Origin of the sequence: Qipengyuania sp. S6317L1, from assembly GCF_023015615.1 — a bacterium.
GTDB lineage: Bacteria > Pseudomonadota > Alphaproteobacteria > Sphingomonadales > Sphingomonadaceae > Erythrobacter.
This window is the reverse complement of record NZ_JALKAJ010000002.1, coordinates 572501-589961: the sequence shown is the minus strand read 5'-3', so window position 1 is coordinate 589961 and position 17461 is coordinate 572501. Positions and strand designations below refer to the sequence as shown.

General features: G+C 58.8%; 19 protein-coding genes (1 of these 19 only partly in view). 9 read left to right on the top strand and 10 right to left on the bottom strand.

Translation table 11 applies throughout. The features are described from left to right. Positions 1 to 20 precede the first annotated feature (20 nt). The 5 genes from MWU38_RS04165 to MWU38_RS04145 form a co-directional block, all read right to left on the bottom strand. Complete coding sequence (locus MWU38_RS04165; RefSeq protein ID WP_247270564.1) at positions 21 to 524, bottom strand: hypothetical protein; 504 nt, start codon at positions 522 to 524, stop codon at positions 21 to 23. Between the two features lie 60 nt (positions 525 to 584). Beyond that, entirely contained in the window at positions 585 to 1127 is a 543-nt protein-coding gene (locus MWU38_RS04160) for a DUF4402 domain-containing protein (protein ID WP_247270563.1), read from the bottom strand. 171 nt (positions 1128 to 1298) lie between these two features. Next, entirely contained in the window at positions 1299 to 2036 is a 738-nt protein-coding gene (locus MWU38_RS04155; RefSeq protein ID WP_247270562.1) for a SprT family zinc-dependent metalloprotease, read from the bottom strand. After that, complete coding sequence (locus MWU38_RS04150; RefSeq protein ID WP_247270561.1) at positions 2033 to 2536, bottom strand: YcgN family cysteine cluster protein; 504 nt, start codon at positions 2534 to 2536, stop codon at positions 2033 to 2035. Before MWU38_RS04150 ends, MWU38_RS04155 begins: the two co-directional genes overlap by 4 nt. After that, entirely contained in the window at positions 2524 to 3141 is a 618-nt protein-coding gene (locus MWU38_RS04145) for an SCO family protein (RefSeq protein WP_348646862.1), read from the bottom strand. The genes MWU38_RS04150 and MWU38_RS04145 overlap by 13 nt, the downstream gene beginning before the upstream one ends. A gap of 158 nt (positions 3142 to 3299) precedes the next feature. Between MWU38_RS04145 and MWU38_RS04140 the strand changes: the two genes are divergently transcribed. The 3 genes from MWU38_RS04140 to ssb all read left to right on the top strand — a co-directional run bounded on the left by MWU38_RS04140 (position 3300) and on the right by ssb (position 5269). Then, entirely contained in the window at positions 3300 to 3899 is a 600-nt protein-coding gene (locus tag MWU38_RS04140; RefSeq protein ID WP_247270559.1) for an ankyrin repeat domain-containing protein, read from the top strand. Positions 3900 to 3922: 23 nt separating this feature from the next. Further along, positions 3923 to 4603, top strand: a complete 681-nt coding sequence (locus MWU38_RS04135) for a COQ9 family protein (RefSeq protein WP_247270558.1) — start codon at positions 3923 to 3925, stop codon at positions 4601 to 4603. 126 nt (positions 4604 to 4729) lie between these two features. After that, on the top strand, positions 4730 to 5269 hold the full coding sequence (gene ssb / locus MWU38_RS04130) for a single-stranded DNA-binding protein (protein ID WP_247270557.1): 540 nt from the start codon (positions 4730 to 4732) through the stop codon (positions 5267 to 5269). A 23-nt stretch (positions 5270 to 5292) separates the two neighbouring features. On the opposite strand, the gene MWU38_RS04125 is transcribed toward ssb, so the two are convergent. Together MWU38_RS04125 and MWU38_RS04120 are read right to left on the bottom strand one after the other, a co-directional pair. Beyond that, entirely contained in the window at positions 5293 to 5829 is a 537-nt protein-coding gene (locus tag MWU38_RS04125) for a YceD family protein (protein ID WP_247270556.1), read from the bottom strand. After that, on the bottom strand, positions 5826 to 6353 hold the full coding sequence (locus tag MWU38_RS04120; protein WP_247270555.1) for a ubiquinol-cytochrome C chaperone family protein: 528 nt from the start codon (positions 6351 to 6353) through the stop codon (positions 5826 to 5828). Before MWU38_RS04120 ends, MWU38_RS04125 begins: the two co-directional genes overlap by 4 nt. A 252-nt stretch (positions 6354 to 6605) precedes the next feature. On the opposite strand from MWU38_RS04120, the gene bamE reads away from it, so the two are divergent. The 6 genes from bamE (at position 6606) to MWU38_RS04090 (ending at position 13643) form a co-directional block, all read left to right on the top strand. Continuing rightward, positions 6606 to 7079, top strand: a complete 474-nt coding sequence (gene bamE, locus MWU38_RS04115; RefSeq protein WP_247270554.1) for an outer membrane protein assembly factor BamE — start codon at positions 6606 to 6608, stop codon at positions 7077 to 7079. Between the two features lie 78 nt (positions 7080 to 7157). Beyond that, positions 7158 to 7718, top strand: coding sequence for an ATP-dependent protease subunit HslV (hslV, locus tag MWU38_RS04110; RefSeq protein WP_247270553.1), 561 nt, complete (start codon positions 7158 to 7160; stop codon positions 7716 to 7718). A 53-nt stretch (positions 7719 to 7771) separates the two neighbouring features. After that, positions 7772 to 8914, top strand: coding sequence for an FAD-dependent oxidoreductase (locus tag MWU38_RS04105; RefSeq protein ID WP_247270552.1), 1143 nt, complete (start codon positions 7772 to 7774; stop codon positions 8912 to 8914). Positions 8915 to 8967: 53 nt separating this feature from the next. Next, the gene (hslU, locus tag MWU38_RS04100) at positions 8968 to 10272 is read left to right on the top strand and encodes an ATP-dependent protease ATPase subunit HslU (protein WP_247270551.1); all 1305 of its coding nucleotides are present in this window, start codon (positions 8968 to 8970) and stop codon (positions 10270 to 10272) included. Further along, positions 10269 to 10679 (top strand): ACT domain-containing protein, encoded by a 411-nt coding sequence (locus tag MWU38_RS04095; RefSeq protein ID WP_247270550.1) that lies wholly within the window; start codon positions 10269 to 10271, stop codon positions 10677 to 10679. Before hslU ends, MWU38_RS04095 begins: the two co-directional genes overlap by 4 nt. Before the next feature lie 141 nt (positions 10680 to 10820). Further along, positions 10821 to 13643 (top strand): pitrilysin family protein, encoded by a 2823-nt coding sequence (locus tag MWU38_RS04090; RefSeq protein ID WP_247270549.1) that lies wholly within the window; start codon positions 10821 to 10823, stop codon positions 13641 to 13643. Here MWU38_RS04090 and MWU38_RS04085 read toward each other — a convergent pair. From MWU38_RS04085 to MWU38_RS04075, 3 genes are all read right to left on the bottom strand, one after another. After that, entirely contained in the window at positions 13640 to 15481 is a 1842-nt protein-coding gene (locus MWU38_RS04085) for an ABC transporter ATP-binding protein/permease (protein ID WP_247270548.1), read from the bottom strand. The genes MWU38_RS04090 and MWU38_RS04085 overlap by 4 nt on opposite strands. A gap of 62 nt (positions 15482 to 15543) precedes the next feature. Next, positions 15544 to 16548 (bottom strand): aspartyl protease family protein, encoded by a 1005-nt coding sequence (locus MWU38_RS04080; protein WP_247270547.1) that lies wholly within the window; start codon positions 16546 to 16548, stop codon positions 15544 to 15546. A gap of 122 nt (positions 16549 to 16670) precedes the next feature. Beyond that, a protein-coding gene (locus MWU38_RS04075; RefSeq protein ID WP_247270546.1) for a lipopolysaccharide biosynthesis protein crosses the window boundary here: on the bottom strand, positions 16671 to 17461 show its 3' portion. It continues 739 nt past the right edge of the window; only the last 791 of its 1530 coding nucleotides appear in the window; its start codon lies beyond the right edge, outside the window; its stop codon occupies positions 16671 to 16673.

The window sequence follows — 17461 nt, the reverse complement described above, 5'->3', positions numbered from 1 at the left end:
ATCGGTGATCGGCTGATGCGTTATGGCGAACTGCTTTCCTGAGCGGAGGGTTCTGCCTGTTCGCCGCCATCGCCGGCCTGTTCGCCGGTGCGGCCCATCAATTCGTCGAGCTTGGCCTGTCGCTCGGCCTCTTCTCTGGCTCGCGCCTCGCGTCCGCGCCGTTCGATTTCCTCGACGTCCATGCCAGCGGCCGCGCCAAGTGCCTTGTAAAGCTCTCGCTTGCGCTCTTCCATATCCTCGAAAGCTTCCTCGCGCAGGTCCTTCACCTCCTGATTGGCTTCGTTGGAGGCGATGATCTCAGCATCGGACCGGGTGGGGTCAAATGAGGTGATGTAGGTGATCGAGGGACGGTCCGGGTCCTTGTAGACCGTCTCGCCCGAAAGCCACCAGAAAATGAGGGCAAATGGTCCCATTGAAAGAAGCAGGATGGGGATACGAAAAGGATTGGGCTTGCGAAATTCGGTCCAGAAATCGGCAACCCCCGGGACGGGATTAAAACGGGATTTGGCAAGCCGGCTACGCATAATGTCTTGGGATATAGGGACACCCATGGCGCTGCGCCAGAGACTAAAGCAAATTGGCTTCTACGGGTATTCGACGCTGATGGGCACGCGCCCGCGCAATTTGCCTGCGCCTGCCTGCTCGCTGCCGAGCACCAGAGTCGCGGAAAAGTTGAACTCGAGCCGGCCATCGCTGTCGAGGGTGGAGAACGGATCTGCATCCATCACGAAGTCCTGTATAAGCGCGTTGCCGCCGTTGGGATCTCGCATATCAACTTGGGCCGGGAGGTCGATCGAGACTTGCTGAAACGGCGCTCCGGTGATGATTGCGCGGCCTGTGAAGGGCATCCCGCCAAGGTCATCGGCATCCCCGATGATGGTCTTTCGACCAGAGGCAAGATCAAGCACCACACGGCTTTCACCATCGCCCAGCAGGACAAGGCGGCCAAAGTCGAGATCGCTTTCGATAACGATTTCAAGGCGTTCACAATTGGGTTTGCCGCGCCCATTGCCGTTGTTGCCTTTGTCCTTGTTGTTCCCGTTGCCGCGGCAACCGGGCGGAAGATCGCAATTTGGACAATTGCCTTGCGCGAACAAGGAGGCGCTTGGCGTGGGCACAGATGCCATTGCCACAGCAAGCACACCTGCGCCCAACCAAACGCCAAGTGACGTGGTACCAAGGGACAAAAACCTCGAGGCCAGTGCCTGAAACATGACCCGAATGTAACCAGCCAGGGTTAACGAAAAGCTACGCACCTTGCCGGAGGGCACCCAAGCGGCGAAAATCTGCGCTCTTTCCTAGCCGAAACTTGCATAGAGGCTTCGGCCGTTTGTCTTGAGCCAGCGATCCGCTTCTTTGATGTCACCCTCGTAGATTTGTGCCAGGAGGGCGTGGAATGCGGGGCTGTGATCGAAGTGGACGAGGTGTGCGACCTCATGCGCAACGACCGAACGGCGAACAGCGTCAGGAGCCTGGATCAGCCGCCAATTGATTCGGATGCGTTTTGTCCCAGTGGCTCCGCCATCTGAACAACTCCCCCAACGCCTTTGCGCGCGCGATAACCCGACCGGTACCGGCACAAGCCTTGCGGCCGCGGTGTAATCGGCAATATCGCCTTCGAACAGTTTGAGCGCCTCGCCTTCGAGCCAGCGTTTGAGGCGCGTCTCCAAACCCTCTTTTGGCCCGCCGATCGTCACCGTGTCGCCGCACAGAACCGGTCGTCGCCCTGCCTTGGCATCCCACGCGACGGTGATTTCTCGCCCGCGAAACTGCACTGTCCCGCCCGGCGACGGGGCTTGGCGCTCGGGAATTTTTGCGAGCTGGTGTTCCAGCCATTCGCTGCGGTCTTGGGCGAAGGCAACGGCTTCCTGCCCACGAGCCCAACGCGGCAGAGTTATGCGCACTTCGCTGCCATCCGGGGCAAGCCGCAATGTCAGGCGTTTTGCGGTGGCATGGCGTTTCAAAACAATCGGCACGCGCACGCCGTTCAATTCCATCTCTGGTTCAATATGCGAGCGTTTAAGCCAGTCGATCATGACCCCTTGCGTCCCGCCTCTTCCCAGTCGGTATCAGGCGAGCCCCATTCAACAATGTGGTGTTCAAGCGGTCCTGCTTCGGTTTCGCTGATCACTCGGCCCGCGACAGATACGCCAGCGCGCGTCACATCCTCGCGGTCGCCGCTGATAAGATAATGCCATCCGGGCAGGGGGCGTCCTTCGGCTCGGATGCGATAGGCACAGGTCAAGGGGAGCCAAGGGACATCCTCAACAATTTTCAATGTCAGCCGCAGGCAATCGGGCACAAAGGCGCGGCGGTTGCGATAGTCCGAACACAATGCAGTCGAACAATCCAGCAGCTTGCACGCGACATTGGTGTCTTCGATCTCGCCAGTGTCGGCATCCTCGATCTTGTGGAGGCAACATTTGCCGCAACCGTCGCACAAGGCTTCCCATTCTGCGCGGGTAAGCTCAGCCAGTGGACGCTCCCAAAAGCGTTCGCGCGTATCAGGCGGTGGAGCGGACGCTACTTCACCCATTTCGCCAATTCCTGTGTGACGGCCTCGGCACCTTGGTCAGCAGGCAGCGTGGCCAATGGTTCGCCGTCGGGCCCAAACAGATAGACGATGCGGCTGTGGTCCATCAGATATCCGCCCGCTTCGCTCTCTTCTCCCCTGGCATAGAACACACGGAATTTGGAGGCAGCATCGGCGATTTGCTCAGGGGTCCCGGTGAGGCCGATAAGGTCTTCGGAAAAAGCATTGGCAAATTCGCCCACGACCTCTGGCGTATCGCGTTCAGGATCAATGGTGATGAACATGGCGGCAACCTTCGCGCCCAGTTCAGGCTCCTGTGCTGCAAACCCTTCAAGTCCCTGAATTGTTCGCTGCATATCGGTGGGGCAAATGTCGGGGCAATAGGCAAAGCCGAAATAGACGATGCGGTACTGGCCTTGAAAATCGCTCCACGAAACGGTCTTGCCGTTTTTGTCGATCAGTTCGAAGTCCCCGCCAATGTCTGCACCCGCCAGCGGTGGTTCACCCGCGCTTGCATCAACGGGGCCCGGCTCTCCCCCACATGCAGAAAGCGAAAGGGCAATTGCAGCAAAAGCTGCTGTGAGGAAGCGGGAAGAATTGGCGTGCATGTTCATGGTCTGCTAATTGCTTGCGCGCGAAGAAAAGCGCGGGTCTTTGAAATATGGGGTCAGGGGCTCTATATCTAGATTCTCAAAGCAAAAGCGAAAGGTTTTAAGGCGTGGCTTCACCAGTTTTGCGCAACACAGGTTCGAAATTGCGGATTGCAATGACAGCTTTCGCCGCGGTGTTCGCTTTGGCGGCGCTTGGACCTGCTGCGGCGCAAATCGGCGGGTCCGAAGGCTACCAGTTCCTGAAAGCGGTCAAAGAACGCGACGGCGATACCGCGACCAAGATGTTGGACGAGCCCGGCACGCAGATCGTCAACACGCGCGATATCACAACGGGTGAAAACGGACTGCATATCGTGGCCGAGCGCCGCGATACGACGTGGATGCGCTTTTTGCTGCAACGCGGTGCGAACCCCAATGTGCGCGACCGCAACGGGACGACGCCGCTCCAAATTGCCGTGCGCTTGGGCCACATCGACGGGGTCGAGGCGCTGATCAAGGGCGGAGCGGATGTTGATACCTCCGATGCCTCGGGCGAAACACCGCTGATGACCGCCGTGCACCAACGCGATGTGGAGCTTGTGCGCACCTTGCTTGAGGAAGGCGCAGACCCGGATGTCAATGACAACACCGGTCGTTCGGCGCGCGATCACATGATGCGGATCAATTCAAACACGCTGTTGCTGCGCGAATTTGAAGAGGCCGACAAAAAGCGCGAAGAAAACCCAGCGCCTGTGCAATACGGGCCCTCTTTCTAGTCCCCGCTCTCACCAGGACGAAAATGATGACCGCCTCTTCCGATTATGCCGATATGACCCTTGATGAGCTGCGCTTGGCGTTGGCACCGGATATTGCGGCATCTGCCGTGTTTGACGGCTGGAACGAAACCGCTCTGGAAGCGGCAGCTGAAATGGCTGGCGTTGATGTCGATGTGGCAAAGCTCGCTTTTCCAAGCGGTTCAGGTCAAGCAATGGATATGATCGACGCATGGATTGCAAACGTCGATGACGCGATGGCAAAAGAGTGGCCGCAAGAGCGCCTCGCCGAGCTCAAAATCCGTGAGCGCATCCGCACCCTTGTTGCCTTCAGGCTTGAGGCGGTCGAGCATATTGATGAGGCGGTGCGCCGCGCCATGTCCGTAATGGCGATGCCGCAAAACGCGCCTCGCAGCTTGCAATTGGGCTGGCGCTCGGCCGACATCATGTGGCGTCTCGCAGGCGATACCGCAACGGATTACAACCACTACACCAAGCGTGCCATTCTTGCCGGTATCTATTCGGCAACGCTCGCAGTTTTTGTGAACGACACGAGCGAGGGCAAGGCCAAGACCCACGAATTTCTCGAACGCCGCATCGATGGAGTGATGAAATTCGAGAAGGTAAAAGCCCAGTTCCTGAATAGTGACCGCGAATTGCCGAGCCTCACGCGTTTTCTGGGCCGGCTTCGTTACCCTTCGCGTTAAATTTTCGAAACCGGAAGTGGGAAATCCACTGGCGAGTGTCGCCAGCCATGTGCCCGTGCCCTATGACGAAGGTAACAGATTCGCGGCTTCGCTGCCGCTTGACCAATTTACGGGAGATACGAAGCCATGGCGGGTTCGCTTAACAAGGTAATGTTGATCGGCAATTTGGGTGCGGACCCTGAAATCCGCAGCTTCCAGAACGGGGGGCGGGTTGCCAACCTGCGCATTGCGACTTCGGAGAACTGGAAAGACAAGAACACCGGCGAGCGGCGCGAGAAAACAGAGTGGCATACGGTTGCGATTTTCTCGGATGGTCTCGTCAACGTGGTTGAGCGCTACCTCAAAAAGGGTTCGAAAGTCTTCGTCGAAGGCAAGCTGCAAACCCGCAAATGGCAGGACCAAAGCGGCAATGATCGCTACTCGACCGAGATTGTTATTCAAGGCATGGGTGGCACTCTCACCATGCTTGATGGGCGCGGTGAAGGAGGCGCCGGCCAGGGTGGTGGCTACGGCGGCGGCGGTCAGGGCGGCGGCTATGGTGGCGCAGGTCAAGGCGGCGGCGGTGGCGGCTGGAACCAGGGCGGTGGTAGCTCAGGCGGAGGCCAGAGCGGCGGTTCGGGTGGCAGCGGTGGCTACGACGATCTGGACGACGACATTCCGTTCTAGGCGGGAGGGGCTGGCGTGCCAGCCTAGTCCTTCGTCAGACCACGCAGCATATCTGCGAGCGGGCCTTCCTGCTCGCCCTCTTTCACTATTCCGGCTTCTGCGCGGATTTCGTCGGCCTTGGGCCCTTCGGCGTAGGGGTCAATTGCAAGGCCAAGCGTTTGCGCAACCGCTTCGCCAAGATCAAAGGCGTCGCCCGAATAATCGATTTCGTCGCAGTCATCGGCTTCAAGCTCGATCTCTATATCTTCGTCGGCATGCGGATCTAATGCGGCTGCTTCGACAAATCGCAGGTCCAGTGGCTCTTCAACATGAACGGCGAAATCCTCGCCCGAAACAGCGCAGGGCTGGAGAAATCGAGCGGTTAACGTGCCGGAGGCCCTTATCGCGGCCGGGCGTTGTTCAAGCTCGACGACGGCGCGCAAACTATTGATCTGTGCAAGTCCGAATCGCTGCGCAAGAGCGGCGCGCTCATCCTCGCTGGCCTCGACGATAACAGCCTCGCCGGGCAAGCCCTTGACCTTGATCAGCCGCTCCAGCTCGCTTGGTGCGCCCTCGGTCATGCGACGCGATCTGCTTTGAGAAGCGCCTTGTCATCAAGCTCGCTCAACCGATTGGTGAAATCGATCAGGTCACTTGCGATAGCCTCGCTGCATGCCTTTTCATCGGCGCCTTCGCTAAATGTGGTGTTGCGCGCGATCGCTTCGCTGAGTTTCGCATGATCTTTGTTGGCGAAGGCCGAACGATAAGCACCCAGCCTCCCGCCAAGCACGCTCATCAAGCGGCCCACCCGTTTGCCGATGACTACGTCATTGACGCCAAACTGGCGCAATTGCCCGTCCATATCTTCGACGAAAAGCTCAGCAAGGAGCGCGCTTTCTGCCCTCATTTCAGAAGCCTCGACCCGGACCATCACCGCTGAAAGGATCGCGGTGATCATGTCAAAGCGACCCGCAACCGTGTCTGCGACCATGTACTCTGAATAATATTCAGGTTTGCGCGCCAGTTCGACCACGCGGTGCCACAAGGGGCGCACGGCCTCGCGCGGGTCAGGTCCAGTGCCAAGCAGGCGGGAGAGAAATGACATTACGATCTTTCTTTTCGGTTCGATTTTCATCGAAGATACGACCATGAGCCAGGTTCAGCCGCAATTCACCCCATTTGCCACAGGGCATGGTCGATGCGCTTTGGCACACAGTTTGGCACACGTGCATTGCCAGCGAGTGCGACAGTGCTTAAGGCATGCGAAGCGATATAGGCGACTTGCCAACCACGGCAAGGTGGCCCAGCAAAGAGCGCTGGACCAAGCCATGCCAAGAGACGGGATTGAACGGAATTTATGCGAGTACAGGTTTCATCCAAGGGCCTCCTTCAAGCGGCAGTTTTTGGCGGGATTGCTCTCGCTTTGGCTGGATGTTCTTCGATCCGCGAGCCGCGTGGCTTTGTGAATGATCCCCTTCTGGTGCGCACCGTTCAGCCGAAAATCGACAACCGCCGCTCTGTTGAGGCAACCTTGGGCCGCCCGACATATGAAAGCCAGTATGGCGAGAACACCTGGTATTACATCTCCAGTGTCACGGGCCGCAAACCGTTCGTGCGTCCACGCATCAGGACGCATGCCGTGTTGATGGTGCGCTTTGACGAGGAGGGCAACGTGAAAACGGTCGAATCGCGCGGCGTGGATGAGGTGGTTCACCTTCAGCCCGATGGCGACAAGACACCGACCTTGGGTCGTGAGCGCGGCTTCCTCGAAGATCTGTTCGGCAATATCGGACAGGTCGGCGGCGTTGGTCCAGCGGGCCCTGCCGGCTAATAATCCCAAATATCCTTCGGAAGTTTAACTTATCCGGCCTGACTTGACGCTTTTGTCGTGGTACCCATATCCCGGGGCATGGATGATAAAGCAGCGAGCCACGGCCTGATACAGTGGCACGGCACCACCATCATTGGCGTCAAACGCGGCGACAAGGTCGTAGTTGCGGGTGATGGCCAGGTTTCGATGGGAAATACCGTGATGAAGCCCAATGCTCGCAAGGTGCGGCGCATTGGCGAGGGCGGCAAAGTGGTTGCCGGTTTTGCAGGCGCGACAGCCGATGCTTTCACCCTGTTTGAGCGGCTCGAGAAGAAGCTAGAACAATATTCAGGGCAACTCCTGCGTGCAGCGGTCGAGCTTGCGAAGGACTGGCGCACGGACAAATACCTGCGCAATCTCGAAGCGTTGATGATTGTTGCCGATGAAGAGAGCCTTCTGGTGCTGACCGGTAATGGCGATGTGCTCGAGCCCGAAGGCGGTATCGCTGCGATTGGCTCGGGCGGAAACTACGCTCTTGCTGCTGCCCGTGCGCTTGCAGAATACGAAGAAGACGCCGAGAAAATCGCGCGCAAGGCGATGGCTGTTGCAGCCGATATCTGCGTATTCACCAACGGTAATCTGACAGTGGAAACGGTCTGACGAACAGCGTTTGGGATTAAGTTCCTCTGCTGCCAGTATTCTGACGCATTCCAATGACGGGCAGGGGCGGCACCATTCTTCATCAGACTTTCGATCGTCGGCGGCTTTTGTCTGCTGCTGCTGCTGCAGGCGGGGCCTTTTCGCTTGGGGCCTGCGTGCGCGAACCGCTGGCGAATGCAAGCGCGCCTTTAACGCCTTTTTGCCTTTCCGCAGTGCTTGCCGAAGAAGGCCGCGTCATCCGGACAGTTGCCGGCATAAGGCCCTATCGGGATGCCGGCTTCGTCGTGCGAGAGGAGGCGTTGGGGACCAAGAGGCTGGTGCACAATTACGGCCATGGGGGTGCAGGAATCACGCTCAGCTGGGGCTCCTCCATGCTTGCGGCGAAGGCCGGTCTTGCGGGCCATTCGGGTCCGGTGGCGGTGATCGGTTCGGGTGCGCTCGGGCTGACCGCTGCCAAGCTGGTGCAAGAGGCAGGCTTCAAGGTCACGATTTACGCGGCCGACTTCCCCCCGAACACGACCTCGAATGTCGCTGGCGGGCAAATCCACCCGGCGAGCCTGTTTCGCGGCAGCTCGGTGAATGACGCTTGGATGGCGCAGTTCGCCGCCGCGATGGATTACAGCTATCGCCGCTTCCAGATCAGCGTGGGCGAGGATACCGGTGTGCGCTGGCTCACCACGTATGACGAAATGCGCAGTCGTGACCTGCCGGAGATCGAGGCGCGCATGATGCCGGCAGCACGCATATTGGGCGAGGGCGAACACCCATTTCGGGCTGAAACGGTGCGCGAATGGCGAGGCATGTATGTCGAGACCGGACGCTGGCTAGAGCACCTTATGCGCGAAGTCAGCATTGCCGGTGCGCGCATGATCCGCCGCCGGTTCGAGACACCTTCCGACCTCGCACAGTTGCCCGAAACGCTTATCATCAACTGCACCGGTTTTGGCGCGCGTGACCTCTTTGGCGATGAGCAGATGGTGGGCGCACGCGGACAACTGGCGATCTTGTTGCCGCAGCCAGAGCTGAATTACGCTTACCGAATGCGCGCAGGCTACATGTTCCCTCGGCCCGATGGCGTGATCCTTGGAGGCACATTCGAACGTGGCCAAAGCGATCCGACGCCAGAGCCAGAGGACATCGCGCGGATCCTTGCCGAGCACCGCGAATTGAGCAGTGCCTTCGCCTGTTCGACCTGATTGGGCGCGCGGCCCCTTGCACGCGGGCACATGCGCCCCCAAATCGTGCGGCAATGACAGACAATCTTACTCCCAAGGCCATCGTGGCCGCTCTCGACGAACATATCATCGGCCAGAAAGAGGCGAAGCGCGCGGTTGCCGTGGCGCTGCGCAATCGCTGGCGTCGGCAGCGATTGGGCCCAGAGCTCAAGAACGAAGTGACGCCGAAGAATATCCTGATGATCGGACCAACGGGTTGCGGTAAAACCGAAATCAGCCGCCGTCTGGCAAAGCTGGCCGAGGCACCTTTTGTGAAGGTGGAGGCGACCAAGTTCACCGAAGTTGGCTATGTCGGCCGCGACGTTGAACAGATCGCGCGCGACCTTGTCGAGGAAGCGATCCGCCTCGAAAAAGAGCGCCGGCGCGAAAGCGTGCGCGAGGCGGCGAGCGAGGCAGCGATGGAGCGGCTTTTGAATGCGCTCGTTGGCGACAGCGCTTCGGAAGCTACGCGAGAAAGCTTCCGAGAACGCATCGTTCAAAACGCGATGAACGACGTCGAGGTCGAGATCGACATTGCTGATACCGGTAACGGCATGCCCTTCGACATGGGCAATATGGGCGGCAACATGCAGATGATCGACCTGTCGGACATGATGGGTAAGGCTTTCGGCAAGGGCAAAACCAAGAAGCAGAAAATGCGCGTGCCAGAGGCATGGGACAAGCTCGTAGACGAAGAAGCCGATAAGCGCCTCGATGATGAAGACGTCAGCCGCAGCGCACTGCAAAACGCCGAAACCAATGGAATCGTGTTCCTCGATGAGATCGACAAGATTGCGGTTTCTGATGTGCGTGGCGGCTCGGTCAGTCGCGAAGGCGTCCAACGCGACCTTTTGCCGTTGATCGAGGGGACGACCGTTGCAACCAAATATGGTCCGATGAAAACAGACCATGTTTTGTTCATTGCATCAGGCGCGTTTCACGTAGCCAAACCATCCGACATGCTGCCCGAACTTCAGGGGCGTTTGCCGATCCGGGTAAACCTGCGCGCTCTCACACAAGAAGATTTCGTGCGTATTCTCTCGGAGACCCGCGCGAACCTGGTGGAGCAATACAGCGCGCTTCTCGGCACGGAAAAGGTCGAACTCGACATCACCGAAGACGCTGTGCAGGCGGTTGCGACCATTGCAGCGCAGGTAAACGAAAGCGTCGAGAACATCGGTGCGAGGCGTTTGCAGACGGTGATGGAAAAGTTGCTCGAAGAAATCAGCTTCGAGGCCGAAGAGCATGAAGGCGAAACGGTGAAAATCGACGCGGACTACGTGCACGAGCGCCTTGGCGAGCTTGCAGGCAACAGCGATTTGTCCAAGTATATTCTGTGAATGAGGGTCCGGTCTCGGCTCTGGATGATATGCTTTCGGGCATGTCGCCAAAGCTTGCTCGATCGCCCTATAAGTTTGCGAGAATTTCAACGCTCTCACTGATCCTGTTCGGCTTTCTGGGCCTGATGCGGAGTTTCGCATTTGTGTGGGAAGAGGAAGGCTTCACACAGGTCAAAGAGACAACCATCGCCGATAAGGGTCCACTTTTCGCTCGCATCACCCTGCAGGTCCACTCGGACCTAGAAGGTGTTGGCCTCACCGCTGCTGTCTCCACCGCGCTTTCGAAGGCGGGGATTGCCTGCAATGTGATTGCAGCATTCCACCACGACCATCTTTTCGTCCCGTGGGAACGCCGCGAAGAGGCGCTGGCTGTGCTTGAGCAGGTAAGCTCGCTCGCAAGCTCGTAGTCTGCACCTTGCCCTTGCGGCTTGCCTCAGATTTGCCCGTTGCAACCTGTTAAGCGTCAGGCTCTAAGGTCCCTCGAGACGACCACCGAAAGCCACTTGATGCCCACCCGATTTATCCCTGCGTTACTGTTGCTTTTATCTATGGCTCTGGCGGGCTCGGTGGGCTCTATGGCGCGCGCGCAGGAAGGGCCAGCACTGCCCGGTGTGTCCCCGATTGATTACACTGAGTGGCATCTCGACAACGGACTTCGGGTCATCGCACTTCCCGACACCACCATAAGCACGGTGACAACCTCGCTATGGTACGAAGTTGGCTCGAAGCATGATCCTGAAGCCCGCGCCGGGCTTTCACACCTGCTCGAACATATTGGCAGCCGTAAGACACGCAACATGCCCTACAACATGATCCACCGGCTTACCGCCGATGCAGGAGGCGCGCGCAATGCATCCAGTTGGGTCGACCGAACCAATTACTGGGAGCAGGTGCCAGCTGAATATCTGGAGATCATGCTGTGGTCCCACGCCGAACGCATGGCGCGTCTGGTGATTGACGCCGAGGTGCTTGAAGCTGAACGCGGTGTCGTCAAGGAAGAGATTCGCCAGCGAGTGCTCGGGCCACCTTATGGCCGGTTGCAGCGTATCATCCTGCCAGAAAATGGTTTTGACCTACTGCCTCACAGACGCGCCGGTATCGGAAGGCTGGAAGATATCGACAAGGTAACTCTCGCCGACGTGCGCAGTTTTCATGAGGCTTATTATGGACCGGGCACCGCGACGTTGATCGTAGCAGGCAATTTCGAACTTGCGACCTTGCGCACACTGGTGGACAGACATTTTGCCGCTATCGCGCCTCGCGCAAACCCCGCTCCGACTGCGATCCCTGCCTATGAGCCCGAATTGAAGGAAGGGCGCGTTTTTCACGCGCGAGCGCCCAACGTATTGGTCCCGGCTGTCGGCGTGCTCTGGAAAGCGCCGCCTGCAACGCATAGGGACGCGCCCGCGCTGCGGGTCTTGATAGCAATCCTGGGCCAAGGCGAGAACAACCGGCTGGCGAGCAGCCTGCTGCGAACAGGCCTTGCGGTCGAGGCCAAAGCGTCTGCGCCGCTCTTTCGTGAAGGAGGATACATCGCGATCTATGCGCTCACGCGGCCCGAGCAGCTGGCAATGACAGCAGATGGGCTGTCCAAAACAACTGAGCGCTTGCGCGAAGCTGAAGTCAGCGATGCGGAACTTTCCGAAGCGAAGGCTGAAATCATGGCGCAGGCACTACAGCGCCGCGAGACCGCCCGCCGGCGTGCCTTTGAGATTGGCGAGGGGATTGCGGTCAGCGGCGATCCTGCATTCGCGGACCGGATGCTCGCGCAGATTTCGAAGGTCAGCGCGCACGATGTGCGCCGGGTGGCGCGTGAGTATATGGACCCAAGGCGCCGGATTGCCTTTACCTATTCGATGGGGCCGGATGACCCCGCGTTATTCAGAAACCCCGTCCCCATGCCCGATTTTGGTGCGCTGCCCGGGCCAAAGCTTGCGCTGCGCGAAGTGAAACCGGAAGCTTCGCGCGAGATGATCCCCGCGTCGCAAGGCGTGTCTCGCAACACTATGCCGCAAATGCTCGAGGCGCAGCTTTCAAACGGTATCCAGATCATTGCCGCAAACACGAGCAAAGTGCCCTTGGTCACTCTTTCTTTGGTGTTCCCGGGCGGGTCGAAGACTGATGTGAAGGGGCGCGAGGGTGTCGCAGATTTGGCAGCAGCACTGGCGGCGAACGGCATTTTTGACATGGATGCTGCAGCGATTGCCGCACGCTTCGAAGAGCTGGGCGCTTCGTTCGAGGGAAGCGCCGATGCCGATGGCACGACGTTCACGCTGATGGTTCCCAAGGCCAATCTGGCGGAAGCGGCCGATCTGGCTGCGCGCATCGTTAAAGGTGCGCTTTATCCAAGTGACGAACTCTCCCGCGAGCGGGCCCGCCGGAAACAGCGCCTGCTCGTGCGAAACCGCGATCCCTCGCAATTGGCCGAAGATGCGGCTTTGCGCGCAATTTTTGGCGATGCGCCTTACGGTAGCGACGCAATTGGCACGCTCGAAAGCCTCGACGCGATCAATCGCAACGATCTGCTGCTTCACCGCCAGCGGTTCTTCCACCCTGCGCGCCTTCAAATTGTCGTCTCGGGCGGAATTGATGTCGCTGAAACTGTTCCCGTCCTCGAAGCGACCTTCGGCGATTGGCGTGTAGTTCTGGGGCGCGGGGCGATTACTCAGGATGCCGCAGGCGAGCCAAGGGGCTCGCGCACAATTGTGATTGATCTGGACGGCGCCGATCAGGCCAGCGTCCTTGCCGCATTGCCCGCTCCTTCGCGAAAGGGGGCGGATTTCGATGCCTTGCAACTCGCTAATGCAGCGCTTGGCGGAGGATCAAGAGGGCGACTGTTCGAGGAAGTGCGATCCAAACGCTCGCTTTCCTACGGAGCCTATTCGCGCATTGAGGCGCGACGCGACGGCTCGGTCCTTATGGCCCGCGCGCAAACCCGCAACAATACCGCAGGCGAAGTGGCGCGCATCATGCTCGAGTCAATCAAAGAGCTGGGTGAGAAGGGGTTGGACAAGGAAAGCCTCGATCGGCGAAGGGCCTATCTTGAGGGCACATATGCCCGGGTGATGGAGCGCAGTTCGGGCTTCAATGCGGTGGTGGGGGGCCTGCTTTTGCATGGTCTTCCCGCATCCGATGCGGCGCTTTTGCCAGAGAAGCTGGCGGCTGAAACTCCCGTCAGCGTAAGCAATGCTGCCCGTGAATATTTAAACGCAGACAAGGCGACCCTCGTGGTGGTCGGCGATGCGGATGTATTTCTGAACGAGGTGCAGGCGCTGCGCGGCGATGTCGAAGTGATCCCGGCTGACGCGCTCGATTTATCGTCGCCAAGTTTGCGCAAGTTGCAGGAGCTGCCTGCTCCGGTCAGTCCCTAATCGGCAGATTCTACCTCGCGGCTTTCTGCCGCCTGCTGCGCCCACATTTCGGCATACAGCCCGCCTCTGGCGAGCAGTTCGGCATGTGTTCCGCTCTCGCGTAAAGTGCCGTGGTCGAGCACGATTATCCGGTCAGCATCGGCAATCGTTGAAAGCCGGTGCGCGATCGCAATTGTAGTGCGCCCTTGTGCCAGGCGCCTCAACGACCCCAGTATCTCCTTCTCAGTGCGGGTGTCCAATGCGCTTGTCGCTTCATCGAGAAGCAGGATCGGCGGGTTTTTTACCAGCGTGCGTGCAATTGCGACACGCTGTTTTTCTCCACCTGAAAGCTTAAGTCCGCGCTCGCCGACCATAGTCTCGAACCGATCTCCGAGGCGCTCGATCAGGGGCATGAGGCTTGCGTCTCTTGCCGCCTGTTCGACCATGGCCTCGTCTGCATCTTCTGCGCCATAGGCAATATTGTAGCGAAGCGTGTCGTTGAATAGCACGCTGTCCTGCGGGACGATGCCAATAGCTGCCCGCACGCTGTCTTGCTTGACCTTGGCAATATCCTGACCGTCGATCAGGACGCGCCCGCCTTGCGGATCGTAAAAGCGGAACAACAGGCGTCCGATGGTGCTCTTGCCCGCACCCGATGGGCCGACAACGGCCAGCGTGGAGCCTGCGGGTACCTCGAAGCTCAGCCCGTGCAGGATCGTGCGATCATCTTCATAGCCAAAGGTCACGTTGTCGAAGGTGACACCTGGCTGCGTGACCTTCAGTGCGGGCGCGTCCGGCTTATCCTCAACCTCGACATCTGTATCAATCAGGCTGAACATCTGGGCCATATCGACAAGCCCCTGACGGATAGTGCGGTAAACCCAGCCGAGAAGGTCGAGCGGCCTGAAAAGCTGCATGAGGTAGGTGTTTACGAAGACGAGGTCGCCCACCGTAAGATCACCATGCGACCAACCCCAGACCGTATAGATCATCGCACCTGCCATCAGGGCATTGGTGATCCCCGATTGGACCACGTTTAAAAGCGCGAGCGAGTTTTCCGACTTCATCGCTGCATCGGCGTAAGCGCGCGCGGCTTGTGAATAACGTCTTTCCTCTCGCTCTTCAGCGCCGAAGTATTTGACCGTCTCGAAGTTGAGGAGCGAATCCACCGCGCGGTGCAATGCCTGCCCGTCGAGATCGTTCATCTCGCGCCGCAACTTTGTGCGCCATTCGGTGATCCAGCGGGTGGCAAGGATGTAGGCGACAACAGCCAATGCGGTCGCGGCCACGAGTTCCCACCCGAAGTTGAGATAGAAAATGACGCCTACTGCAATAAGCTCAACAGCTGTCGGCGCGATATTGAACAGGAGGAAATAGAGCATCATGTCGATGCTCTTCGTGCCGCGCTCGATAATCTTGGTGACCTCGCCCGTGCGCCGCGTCAGGTGAAAGCGCAAGGACAGGCGGTGGAGGCGGTGAAAGACGTCTTCGGCAAGGCTCAGCGTTGCCATCTGGCCAACGCGCTCGAACGCGACATTGCGCAAGTTGTCGAAGACGAGCGAGGCGAACCGCCCCAGCACGTAAGCCGCGACCAGGCCAATCGCGACTTGGGCTGCGCCTGAAACATCGGCAAGGGTTCCGGCCTTTTCCATTGCATCGACCGCGCCTTTGTAGGCGAAGGGCAATGACAGGATAACCGCTTTGGCCATCAGGACGAACGCCATGGCGATCACTATGCGCCAGCGAAGGCCGGGGTTATCCCTGGGCCAAAGATAGGGGAGGAAACGCTTTAACGTTGCCCAACCTTCGGCATCGGGAAGTTTGGACGGGCGATCGGAGGAGGCAGTATCGGGCGGCATATGCGCCCTCATGTGGCGAGCGCTTGACGCTATCGCAAGTTCTGGCGGTATTAATCGCCCACCTAGAAGCGGCGATAGCCTCGACGCGAGCGCTTCATTGCCCTTGCAACATCGCGCGGCACATCAAACAGGACGCGCTGCTCGGCAAAATCAATCGCTACCCTGTCAAAGATCCGCAAATGCTGCATGCCAAGCGCCAGCACCGGCTTGTCTTGAAGCCCCAGAACCTCAAACGCGGGCGTGTCTGCAAAGGTGAGCGCGACATTCGACACTTCCAAACCCTCGAGCTTGAGCGAGCGGACTGTCTGCATCTGGCCGGTCATGCTGACCCCGTTTACGTCAGTCGTGATAACCTCTTGTGCGCGCTTGTTGCGGATTTTCTCGCGCAGGGCGAGATTGCCAATGCTTGTCTGCGCGCCAGTGTCGATGATTATGGTAGTGCGCACACCTTCGACCAGCGCATCGGTGATAAGCAATTGCCCGAATTGCGGGTTGGCGCGAACGACAATCTCGAAGCCCTTGCGATAGTTGCCCTTAGAAGAGATTTCCTGGACCGCGATCGTCTCTTCGCGAAAATCGAGGAGCACGCGGTAATCCTGCAAGCTGTCGAGCCCCAATATGCCATGCGCGCCGACATTCTCTGCTTCGAGCACCGGAGAGATAAGGTCATAGATCGTCTGCTCGCCAAAGCTCATCTCTGCGACCTCTACGAGATCGACATCCCGGCGGCTGGCCATGCCGACAACTGTGGCCGTGCCAGAAGGGGTCAGACCAAGCCTGTTATTGATGATGCTTGTCACCGCAGTCGCCTGACTTCCGGTGTCGATCATAAAGTCAAACGGCCCCTGGCCCTCGACCATGACCGGCACCGTGTACCGTCGCGCGCGATCTTGTTCGAGTTCGAGGATTTCGGTGGTCGGATCAGCAAAGTCTGGCGCAATGGCGCCGGTATCCAGAGCCCCGATCTCCAAACCCTGTGCGCTGGTCGGCGGTTCGACCGCTATGCTGGCGGCACTGGATGCCAGAAGGCTGGCAGAGATAGCGGGTAGGGCGCTTAAAAGGCTCATTGCATTGTCCTCTCACTCAGAGCCTTAAAGCCCAAACGGGACGATGAACTCGGCTCTTTCTATGAAAAGAATACCAGAGAACCGCGCGCTTCCCAAATGCGCCCTTTGCAACACGCCTTGGTTCAGGCGAGGGCGGCAGGCCCATTAGGCGTGCCCGGATTGCGCATGAGTGCCCATGTCTCCTGGACGATGTCGCGGAAACCGAACCAGAAAGTTGCAGCGTAAACGCTCGCACCAAGAAGTGCACTGCGCACAAGGGCAAAGAACGGGCTTTCAATCGGGACGAGCCAATCTGCGCTCATGACGGCGATAGTCATGGCGGCGCAGGCGAGGATGATTGGAGTGAGTGCAGACCCTAGGGCAAAGGCCGAGACGCCGATGCGCGGCAGGGTCACAGTAAGTGTGATCACACATAGCAGCGGGGCCGCAATGCCCCAGGCATCGACAAGCCCCATCGCGCCCCTCGATCCATCTGCGCCAATTTGCCAGAGGAACAGCGCTGGAAAAATCACTGCACCCGCAACCGAGGTGAAGAGATAAACGCGCGGACGCCCCATTGCGTTGGTAACAGGTGAGCAAATAAGATGAAGCGCAAAGGCGGGCATGGCGACCGCCAACCCTGCGAAAATCGGGATAAGGCCCAGCCATTTTTCACCCATCAAGACGGGCACCACATGCTCTGCAGTAAGCGCAAGGCCTATATATACGGGCGCGCACACCATCATCACCAGCCGTGCGGTCTTCAGGAAATAAGGGCCAAGCGACTTCTTGGCACGGTGCAACTCTGAATAGGCAGCAAGCGCGACTTCGTTGATCGGAGGGATAAAGCGCCCGGTCACGATAAGTGCGAGGAAGAGCGCCTGCGTATAGAGGCCCAGATCATAAGTCTCGAGTAACCGGCCAGCGATCACGA